This is a genomic window from uncultured Gemella sp. (assembly GCF_963519265.1).
Taxonomy (GTDB): Bacteria; Bacillota; Bacilli; order Staphylococcales; family Gemellaceae; genus Gemella.
Window position 1 is genome coordinate 1 of record NZ_CAUQNQ010000046.1, and the last position, 11,300, is coordinate 11,300.

Sequence of the window (11,300 nt, forward strand, 5' to 3'; positions counted from 1 at the left end):
ATAAAGGTAAAAATTTAGTAATATATCAAAATTTTGGTCAAAGCATTATTTTGCAATTACGTTAAAATATATGGAGGTACTATGACTGAATTTTTAAAAGAATATGATGTTATTGTAATTGGAGGAGGACATGCCGGAATTGAGGCAGCACACGCCGCTAGTAGAAAAGGTGTAAAAACTTTAATGATTACAATTAATTTAGATACTATTGGTTTTATGCCATGTAATCCGAGTGTAGGAGGTCCTGCAAAGGGTATTGTTGTTCGTGAAGTGGATGCACTTGGTGGACTTATGGGACGCGTAGCCGATAAAACTAATATTCAAAGTAAGATGTTAAATACTGCAAAAGGTCCAGCAGTTCGTGCATTAAGAATGCAATCTGATAAAGTTGAGTATCAACTAGAGATGAAGAGAATTTTAGAAGATACTCCAAACTTAGATATTGAGCAAGCAATGGTACGTGAGCTAATTATTGATGATAATAAAGTTGTTGGTCTAAGAACTATGCTAGGTACAGCATATAAAGCTAAGACAATAATCATAACAACTGGTACTTATTTACGTGGTGAAATCGTAATTGGAGATATTAAATATTCTTCTGGACCGAATCACCAAATGCCATCAATTGACCTTGCAAAACAATTAGAAGAATTAGGTTTTGATTTAGTTAGATTTAAAACTGGAACCCCTCCAAGGGTTAATGCTGATAGTGTAGATTTTTCAAAAACAGCAATTCAGCCGGGTGATGATGAGGAACATGCATTTAGTTATGAAACTACAGAATTTGTAAAAGATCAGGTTCCTTGTTGGTTAACTTATACTAATACAAACACGCATGAAATTATTGATAAAAACTTAGGGCGTTCTGCAATGTACTCTGGAGTTATTAAAGGAACAGGACCAAGATATTGTCCAAGTATTGAAGATAAATATGTTCGTTTTAATGATAAGGAAAGACACCAACTTTTCTTAGAGCCAGAAGGAAGAAATACGAAAGAAATTTATGTACAAGGTTTATCAACTTCTTTACCAGATGATGTACAAAGAGACATGGTTCGAAGTATTGCAGGACTAGAAAATGCAGTTATTATGCGTAATGGTTATGCTATTGAGTATGATGCTGTAAATCCAACAACACTTTGGCCAACATTAGAAACAAAATTAATTGATGGATTATTCACAGCAGGTCAAATTAATGGTACAAGTGGTTACGAAGAAGCTGCAGGTCAAGGAATTATGGCAGGTATAAATGCTGCATGTAAAGTACTAGGAGAAGAACCTATGATTCTTGGTCGTGATGAAGCATATATTGGCGTTCTCATTGATGACTTGGTAACAAAAGGAACAAACGAACCATATAGACTTCTAACTTCAAGAGCGGAACATAGATTACTTTTACGTCATGATAATGCAGATATGCGTTTAACGGAAAAAGCTTATAACTATGGCTTAGTAACTGAAGAAAGATATAATAAATTCTGTGAAAAACGTAGTATGGTAGCTGATGAAATAGAAAGACTTAAGACTTTTAGAATAACTCCAACAGCTGCGACTTTAGAAAAATTAACAGAGTTAAATAGTGCGGAAATTCGTGATGGAATTTTAGCCATTGATATGCTAAGACGTCCAGAATTATCTCATGCAAATGTACTTTATTTAGCAAATGACGAAACAGTTTTACCTAAAGACGTAGTAGAACAAGTTGAAATCGAGGTTAAATATGAAGGTTATATTAAAAAATCTATTCAACAAGTTGAAAAACTTAAAAAAATGAATGAGATGAAAATACCTACAGATTTAAATTATGATGATGTACCAAGTTTAGCTTTGGAAGCAAGGGAAAAATTAAAGAAAGTTTTACCATTGACTATTGGACAAGCATCTCGTATATCAGGAGTTAACCCAGCAGATATTTCTATTCTATTAGTATACTTAGAACAAAGAAGAGGTATGAATAATGAATAAAGAGCAGTTCTATAATGCTGTGAAAGAAAAGGTAGGTATAGAATTATCAGAACTTCAGAAAGAGCAGTATAGTAAATACTATGATTTAGTTGTAGAATGGAATCAAAAAATCAATCTTACTGCTATTACTGAAGAAGATGAGTTCTATACAAAACATTTCTTTGATTCAATTTCATTAGCATTTTATAAAGATTATTCAAATATTGAAAGTATTTGTGATGTGGGAAGCGGGGCAGGATTTCCATCTATTCCACTGAAAATATTATACCCAAATTTAAAAGTTACTATTGTTGATTCTTTAAATAAACGTATTAAGTTCTTAAATCTAGTTAAAGATGAACTTGGACTTAGTAATTGTAATTTTGTTCATGCTAGAGCGGAAGAGTTTGGTCAAAATAAAGAATACAGAGAAAGTTTTGAAATAGTAACTGCTAGAGCGGTAGCAAGATTAAATGTATTAGCTGAGCTTTGTTTACCATTAGTTAAGAAAGATGGTTACTTCTTAAGTTTAAAAGCTCAAAAAGCTGAAGAAGAGACTAAAGAAGCAATAAATGCAATAAAACTTTTAGGTGGAAAATTAGAGCAAGATCTTGAATTTGATATTGAAGGTGAAGAAAGGCATATACTAGAAATTCGCAAAGCCAAAGAAACACCAAATAAATATCCAAGGAAAGCTGGGACACCGAATAAAAAACCATTATTATAGAATATATTAAAGGGGCTGACCTAAAAGACCTAAATTTTAACAAAGTGTATATGAGAATTCATAGACGCAGTGGTTTATTGATATCTAAATTCGCTTTATAAAAGCTTTTTAGATATCTAATAAACTGTGCGGGGGTGACTCTGAAAAATCGATTTCTACGAAATCACGATTTTTGAGTCACTCCCTTTTGTATATACTTTAATGAGATAAAAAAAGAAAAAAGGAAGAAATTTTCAAAAAATTCTTTACTTTTTTTTGATTTTATATTATTATATTTATTATATTAAAAACAACCAAAAAAGGAGGATATATATGTCAAAAAGAGTAAAGGATTTTCTTAATATAATTTTAAATGGAACTGCCTTAGGAGTGGTTGCTGCATTAATTCCAAATGCTGTTTTAAGTACATTATTTAAGTACTTGGGAACCTTATTTGCACCAAATGTATTCACTACACTTTCACAAGCGATGTATTTATTACAATTTTCTGTACCAGTTTTAGTTGGTGTAATTGTAGGGCAAAGTTTAAAATTCAAACCTTTAGAGTCATCAGTATTAGGTGCTACAGTCTTAGCAGCTAGTGGATCATTAACTTTTAATGCTCAAACAAAAGCGTGGACTGGAGTTCCAATGGGAGATTTATTTAATGTAATGTTAATAGCGGCAATTGGAGCATTGGTATTAGGTTATGTTAAGGATAAATTTGGATCTGTTACTATTATTTTCTTACCAATAACTGGGGGATTAGTAGCAGCATTAGGGTTAGCAACGTTACCATATACTAAGAGCCTAACGAAACTTTTAGCATCAATAATTTTTGAATTTACAACATTACAACCAGTTTTAATGTGTATATTAATAACTATGGCATTTTCATTCTTAATCGTAACACCTGTATCAACAGTAGCGATGGGAATAATTTTATTCACGAATGAAAACTATGTAGGAGCTGGGGCAGCTACATTAGGGTTAGTTTCAGCAGCTGCTGTACTAGCAATTGGTACATATAGAGCGAATAGTAAAGGAGCTAGTGTTGCTATCATACTAGGAGCAATTAAACTTATGATGCCTAACTGTGCACGTAAGCCACAGTTATTCTTGACTATTTTAACAACAGCAGCAGTTACAGGTCTATCTGGGTACTTCCTAAAAATTCTTGGAACTCATGAGAGTGCAGGGTTCGGAATCATTGGATTAATCGGACCTACAAAATCATACTCTATGAATGGTGGAAACTTACTTCCAATTCTGTTAGCATTCTTTGTAATTCCGTTTGTAGTTGCATTCTTAGCTGATAGACTTTATTCAGATGTATTAAAAATATATAAACCTGAAGCATATAAACCAGAAAACTTATAATTACATTAAATGATATTCGAATTAATTTCGAGTATCTTTTTTTATGTGAAAATCATAGAGATAACATTGACAAAGTAATTTTGTAATTATAAAATTATAGTAGAAAATATATTAAGGAGAATGATTATGAAAATTTTATTTGCAGGAGCTGGGGCACTGGGTTCAAGATTTGGGTATATGTTATTTAAAAATAATGAGGATGTGACTTTTGTCGATACTTGGGAAGAACATGTTGAAAATATAAGAAATAAAGGATTAAAAGTAATAATTGATGAGGTTGATTTAGGAAACTTCTATATTCCAATATATAAACCAGAGCAGATAACAGGGAAGTATGATGTTATATTCGTAGCTACTAAATCAATGCAGTTAAGACCAATGTTAGAAAGTGTAAAACATCTTTTTCATGAGGATACTAAAATTATTTGTATATTAAATGGTCTTGGGCATGTGGAAACATTAAAAGATTATGTAAAAGAAGAAAATATATTAATCGGTGTTACAGTATGGACTAGTGGTCTTGGAGGACCAGGAATATTGGAAGCCCACGGAACAGGAAAAATAGAATTTAAACAGGTTAAAGAAGTTAATTTAGAAAGGACGTTATCTTTAGTAGAAAGATTTAACGATGCTGGACTAAATATTAAGTATTCAGCTGACACTTATCAATCAATCTGGCATAAAGCTGGATTAAATTGTGTCCTAAATTCATATTGTACTTTAATTGATTGTAATATTAATCAGTATGGTAATTATGATAAGAATTTAGAATTGACAAGAGCAGTTTTGAATGAGGTAACAGCTGTAGGGAGAGCAGAAGGTATTGACGTAAAACAAGAGGTTATTGAAAAAAATATAGAAAATCTATTCTCATTAGAAACTGGAGGAGCACACTATCCTTCACTTTATCAAGATATGAAAAATGGTCGACTTACTGAGATTGATTATCTAAATGGAGAAGTATCAAGATTAGGAAAAATTTATAATATTCCAACTCCGGTCTGTGATGTTATTACATTAATGATTCACTCTAAGGAGTTCATCAATAATAATAAATAATAGTATTATAAAAGGGATGCTAAAAGGCTCTGAGTAGAGAAATATCAATGTTTTACTTGTATTTTTCTGTTAAAAAAGGTATAATAGTTCGTATGTTCAATTTGTCTATTATTGAATAGGAGGAAAAGATATGTCATTAGAAATTAATAATGAATTTGGTCATGTTTCTATAAGTGATGATGTTATTGCATCAGTAGCAGGTGGAGCAGCGGTAAGTTGCTACGGAATTATAGGAATGGCTAGTAAAAATCAAGTTAAAGATGGAATTACAGAAATTTTACGTAAAGAAAATTACGCAAAAGGAATTAAAGTAAAAAAAGACGAAGATAAACTTGTTATTGATCTATATATCATTGTTATGTATGGAACAAAAATTTCAGAAATAGCTAACAATGTTCAATCTTCAGTTAAATATCAAATAGAAAAAACACTAGGTGTTAAAGTAGATGAAATTAACATTTACATTCAAGGCATCAAGGTAAATAAATAGGAGGAAAGATAGTGGAGAAAATTAACGGACTTGTTTTAGCTGAAATGATCGACTTAGGATCAAAAAATTTAGCTAAAAATGCAGAAAAAATAAACGCATTGAACGTTTTCCCTGTACCAGATGGTGATACAGGAACAAATATGAATCTTTCGATGTCATCAGGTGCAAAAGAAACAGCTGCAAATGTTGTTGAAAATATCGGTGAATTAGGTAAATCTTTTTCTAAAGGTTTATTAATGGGGGCACGTGGAAACTCTGGTGTTATCCTTTCTCAACTATTTAGAGGGATGTCTCAACACATAGCTGATAAAAAGGAAGTTAATGCAAAAGAATTTGCTGAAGCTATTCAAAACGGTGTAAGTATTGCATATAAAGCGATAATTAAACCTGTAGAAGGAACAATCCTAACAGTTGCACGTGAAGCAGCAGAAGCTGGACTTAAAGCAGCGGAAAATACTTCATCAGTAGTTGAAGTTATGGAAGCTATTTATTTTGAAGCGCAAGCGTCACTAAAAAGAACACCTGAATTGTTACCAATTTTAAAAGAAGTTGGTGTAGTGGACTCAGGTGGTCAAGGTCTTGTTTGTGTATATCAAGGATTTGTTGCTGCACTAAAAGGTGAAAAAATTGAAGGTTTAGAAGCTGTTGAGGCTAATGTTGTTGACATGCAATTCGAAGATGATCATGATATGGATTTCATGAGCCCAGAAGATATAGTGTACGGATTCTGTACAGAATTTACAGTGCGTCTTAATAAAGAGAAAAAAGAATTTAATGAAGATAAATTCCGTGAAGATATGAGTAAATTTGGGGATTCATTATTAGTTATTTCTGATAGTGAGTATGTAAAAATTCACGTTCATACAGAAACTCCAGGAGATGTGTTCAACTATGGACAACAGTACGGAGAACTTATCAAAATTAAATCTGATAATATGAGAGAACAACACCGTGAAGTTCTTAGAAAACAAGAAGCTAAACAAGCAACTGCTCCAAAAGAACTTAAAGAACAAGCGATGATTTCTATTTCTATGGGAGCTGGATTAAGTAAAGTTCTAACTTCAATGGGAGTTGATTATATCGTTGAAGGTGGACAAACGATGAATCCATCTACTGAGGATATCATGAAAGCTATAAAAGAAGTCAATGCTAAAAATATCTTTATTTTCCCTAATAACAAAAATATCCAACTTGCAGCAAAACAAGCTGCTGAGTTAGCAGAAGAAAATGTTTTTGTTGTTGAAAGTAAAACAGCACCTCAAGGCTTAGCTGCAGTTATGGTATTTAACCCACAAGCAGCAGCTGAAGAAAACTTTGCAAATATGCAAGAAGTATTATCTACAGTAAGTACTTTAGAAGTGACTCATGCTGTTCGTGATACTAATATTGAAGGTGTTGAAATTAAAAAAGACGAATTCATGGGTATTAGGGATGGAAAGATTGTAGTTTCTAATTTATCGCTAAATAAAGTATTAGAAGAATTACTAGAAAAATCTCTTGATGATGATTCTGAAATTGTTACACTTTACCTTGGTGAAGAAAGTACAGAAGAATATACAGATTTCTTAGAACAATTAATCGAAGAAAAATATCCTGATGTAGAAGTTGAACTTATTGAATCAGGACAACCAGTATATCCATATATTATTGGGGTTGAATAATAATTAAATGTTAAATTAAAAAAGTAGCATTAGTCTAAAATAGATTAATGCTACTTTAAAGTTGATAGAGTAAAATATTAATATACTAATCATAAGGCATTAAAGCAAAATAGATTATGATTTGAAAGGAGAAAACATGGTTGATATAATTATTGCATTATTATTAGCTGCAGGTGCGTACTTAGGATACAAACGTGGGTTAATCATGCAAATTTTTTATCTAGGAACAATTGTAATAGGTTATGTAGTATCAATGTTATTCAGTTCAAGGTTAGCATATTTATTTACAAGTATGATACCAATTCCAACTGATGTTACAGATGGTTTAGAAGGAATATATAAAGGATTAAATATTCCAACTTCATATTACCGAATAGTTTCATTTATTGTATTGTTTATTGTAATTCGATTAATAATACAAGTTCTAGCACAAACATTAGGAGTTGTTAGAAAATTACCGTTAATAAAAATAACGGATAGATATTTAGGAGCTATTTTTGGATTCGTGGAAATCTATTTAATAGTTTTCGTAGTGTTATATCTAGTAACAGTATTACCTACACCAGATTGGAAGATAGCGATATTTAAAGATTCAGTGTTACCAGATTATATAATACAAAACACACCAGTGTTATCAAAACAGTTTATTAGTTTATTCTTTAATAAATAATTGAAAAAATCGGAGTACGTAATGTACTTCGATTTTTTTGTAAACTCAAACCAGATGATTATTTTAATCGAAAGAAATTGTTTAATGCTTGTATTTAGTGTATAATAGTTTGTGTTATAAAAAGAAAAGCATGTAAATATAGATAGAAGGAGTGAGATTAGATTGAATAAAATTACTCAAAAAAAACTTAATTTAGACTTAGTTTTAAAAGATGTAGAGAAATATTGTTTCTCAGAGTTATCTTATGAAAAAATAAAAAATTTAGAATATATAACAAATTATGATAAGTTAGTAGAAGTTCATAAAGAAAACGAAGAAGGATATGACCTACTAAGAAAATATCCAAATGAATTTAAATTAAAAATATTTGATTATAATGCTAGTGTTAAGAAAGCTAAAATTGATAGTGTCCTTTCAGAAAAGGAACTTTTCCATATATTAAGAAATATTATAACTTATGATAGATTTTCTAGAAGATTTGAGAATATTAAATTACAAGAACATGCTAACTATCCTAGTTTAACAAAGTATGTTATTAAGCTAGATGATTTTAGTGATCTTGAAAGATATCTAGATAGAATAATAGATGAGGACGGTTATATAAGACCAGACGCTTCATTGGAACTGAAAAATATCAAAGTAAATATTTCTAAGTTGAAAAATAAAAGTGATCAAATTTTAAAAAATATACTTAGATCTAATGTTAAAAAATTAACTGAAGCAATTGTTACAAAGAGAAATGACCGTGATGTTATTTTAGTAAAACCAGAATATAAAAATGATTTTGGTGGAATTATCCATGATGAGAGTGCTTCAGGTAATACTTTTTATGTTGAACCAAAAGAAAATGTAGAGATTAATAATGAAATCGGAATACTAAAACGTAAAGAAAGAGAAGAAATACTTAGAATTTTAAAAGAAGCTTCAGAAGTTATTAAAGAAAAAGCTGATGAACTTATAAATTCACTTTGGAATTTTTCACAAATAGAGTTTATTTTTTCAAAAATGAACTTTTGCGCTAGAAATGGTTTTAATAAACAAAATATAGTAAATTCACAAGAACTTAATTTAAAGAAAGCATATAATCCATTAATTGATAGAGATGTAGTTGTGAAAAATGATGTTATTCTAGATAATAAAGGAAATTCACTAATAATAACTGGTCCTAATACTGGTGGTAAGACTGTAATCTTAAAAACAGTTGGATTATGTGTGTACTTATCACATTTAGGATTTTACATACCAGCCCTAGAGGAATCAACAGTTGGATTTTTTGAAGATGTATTTGTAGATGTGGGAGATGAGCAATCAATCGAGAATAACTTATCTACCTTTTCTTCACATATGACAAATATAATTGATATATTAAATAAAACGAATGATAAGAGCATTATTCTACTAGATGAGTTGTGTTCGGGAACTGATCCAAGTGAAGGTGCAGTGTTGTCAATTGCGTTATTAGAGAAATTCAAGAATCTAAATGCAACAATGTTATGTACAACGCACTATCCAGAAATTAAAAACTATTGTTTCGAATCAGAGTATTATAAAAATTCATCTATGGAATTTGATTTTGAGAAATTAAAACCAACGTATAGATTTATTATAGGATTACCAGGAAAATCTAATGCAATTAACATTTCAGCAAAATTAGGTTTAGAGCAATCTATTATAGATGAAGCAAGTTCGTTATTAGAAGTCAATACAAAAGAAAATAATCTCTTCATAGATAAACTATCGGAAAGCATTAGAGAATATGATTATAAATTAGAATATATAAATAAAAGTTTAGATGAAATTGATGAAGTTAAAGAAACTCTTGAGTCTAATCTACAGAAATATGAAGAATATAAAGAAAGTCTGTATAATGATTTAAGTATAGAGTTAAATAAAGAAATAGAAGAGAAAAAAGAAGAGATGCTTGAAATTTATAGAGAATTTAAAGATAATACTTCTTTAAAACAACATGAACTTAATGAATTACTTCATTCTATGGATAAGAGCAAGAATAAAATAAAATTACAAAGAAAATTAGAAAGTGAACCTAAGTTTAATAATAGTGAGATACAGGTTGGTGATGATGTGCTGGTACTAAGTTATAATCAAAGAGCAACTGTATTAGAAATTTCAGGAAATACCCTACAAATAAAAATGGGTGCTATGAAACTAAATATCAAGAAAAAAGAGGTTAGAAAAATCGATAGTGAACCAGAAGTTGCTAAAAGATATGTAAGCACAAGTAGTGTAAGTAGTAAAAAAGTGGGTATTGATATTAATGTAATAGGATTAAATACAGAAGAAGCCATAAGAGAAATTGAAAATTACATGGATAAAGTAATACTGCAAGGTTATGATACATTTACTATTATTCATGGTTTAGGTTCAGGAATACTTCGTAAAAATATCGGAGAATATCTTAAAAATAATAGATATGTAGCTAGCTATAGAACCGGAGGTCAAAACGAAGGTGGAATGGGAGCTACTGTGGTTGAGATGAAATAAAAGGGGATGATCTAAAAGTCCTAAATTTTAACAAAGTGTATATGATAACTCATAGACGCAGTGGTTTATTGATATCTAAATTCGCTTTATAAAAGCTTTTTAGATATCTAATAAACTTTGCGGGGGTGACTCGACAAAATCGATTTCTCCGAAATCACGATTTTTGAGTCACTCCCTTATTTTTTATATATCCAATATCTTAGTGTAATTCTAGATTCTTCTATTACTTCGTTTTCTAGTATACCGCCACATGATTCAATAGTGCGTTTTGAAGCAATATTATTTTTATCACAGGTAACTAAAATTTTATCAAGACCAAGTGAAAACAAAAATTCAGAAGTGTAGGTTAACATTTTCTTTGCATATCCTTTTCTACGTTCTGATTTTCTAACACTGTAACCTATATGACCACCAAAGTTTAAAAGATAATCATTAAGTTCATGTCTACCGTTAATAATACCTACAATTTTGTCATTATCTAGTGCAAAGAAAGTATGTGCAGTAACAAATCCTGGAGTGACTGTTTCTTTATACTTAGTATTTTCTGTAAATTGTACCCATTCAGGGATAGATAAAGCAGTCATATTTGCTGCACCGTGGATAGTTTCGTTGTTTAAAATAAACTCATTCTTATAGTCTTCAATTTGTTGAAATGAAACATCGATAGGTTCTTTAAAAGTAATCATAATAAATCCTCCTTGTACTGTATACTTATATAATATCTCAATAGAATTTGATTGTAAATAGTAAAAAGAAAGAAAAATTGAAATAAAAATGAAAAAGTATGAAAATATTATTGACAAGAAATAAAGTTGATGATAGAATAGTAAAAATCTTCTCAAGAAGAAGACGAACAATCAAACATTTCGAAATATCAAATGTTAAGAA

At 30.2% G+C, this 11,300-nt stretch carries 9 protein-coding genes; 8 read left to right on the plus strand and 1 reads right to left on the minus strand.

The window, feature by feature from the left end; genetic code table 11:
• Nucleotides 1-81: 81 nt before the first annotated feature.
• From mnmG to RWN11_RS05675, 8 genes are all read left to right on the plus strand, one after another.
• The gene (mnmG, locus tag RWN11_RS05640) at nt 82-1,965 is read left to right on the plus strand and encodes a tRNA uridine-5-carboxymethylaminomethyl(34) synthesis enzyme MnmG (protein WP_314160795.1); all 1,884 of its coding nucleotides are present in this window, start codon (nt 82-84) and stop codon (nt 1,963-1,965) included.
• A complete protein-coding gene (gene rsmG, locus RWN11_RS05645) occupies nt 1,958-2,671 on the plus strand; it encodes a 16S rRNA (guanine(527)-N(7))-methyltransferase RsmG (RefSeq protein WP_314160796.1) in 714 nt (237 codons plus the stop codon). The genes mnmG and rsmG overlap by 8 nt, the downstream gene beginning before the upstream one ends.
• A gap of 312 nt (nt 2,672-2,983) precedes the next feature.
• A complete protein-coding gene (locus RWN11_RS05650) occupies nt 2,984-4,030 on the plus strand; it encodes a PTS sugar transporter subunit IIC (protein WP_314160797.1) in 1,047 nt (348 codons plus the stop codon).
• A gap of 126 nt (nt 4,031-4,156) precedes the next feature.
• Complete coding sequence (locus RWN11_RS05655) at nt 4,157-5,089, plus strand: ketopantoate reductase family protein (RefSeq protein WP_314160798.1); 933 nt, start codon at nt 4,157-4,159, stop codon at nt 5,087-5,089.
• Nucleotides 5,090-5,219: 130 nt separating this feature from the next.
• Nucleotides 5,220-5,579: an Asp23/Gls24 family envelope stress response protein gene (locus tag RWN11_RS05660; protein WP_003144659.1), complete on the plus strand. Its 360-nt coding sequence runs from the start codon at nt 5,220-5,222 to the stop codon at nt 5,577-5,579.
• A gap of 11 nt (nt 5,580-5,590) precedes the next feature.
• Entirely contained in the window at nt 5,591-7,240 is a 1,650-nt protein-coding gene (locus RWN11_RS05665) for a DAK2 domain-containing protein (protein ID WP_314160799.1), read from the plus strand.
• Between the two features lie 136 nt (nt 7,241-7,376).
• Nucleotides 7,377-7,910, plus strand: coding sequence for a CvpA family protein (locus RWN11_RS05670; protein ID WP_314160800.1), 534 nt, complete (start codon nt 7,377-7,379; stop codon nt 7,908-7,910).
• Between the two features lie 162 nt (nt 7,911-8,072).
• A complete protein-coding gene (locus RWN11_RS05675; protein WP_314160801.1) occupies nt 8,073-10,412 on the plus strand; it encodes an endonuclease MutS2 in 2,340 nt (779 codons plus the stop codon).
• A gap of 176 nt (nt 10,413-10,588) precedes the next feature.
• On the opposite strand, the gene RWN11_RS05680 is transcribed toward RWN11_RS05675, so the two are convergent.
• Nucleotides 10,589-11,098, minus strand: coding sequence for a GNAT family N-acetyltransferase (locus RWN11_RS05680; RefSeq protein ID WP_314160802.1), 510 nt, complete (start codon nt 11,096-11,098; stop codon nt 10,589-10,591).
• Nucleotides 11,099-11,300: the final 202 nt, after the last annotated feature.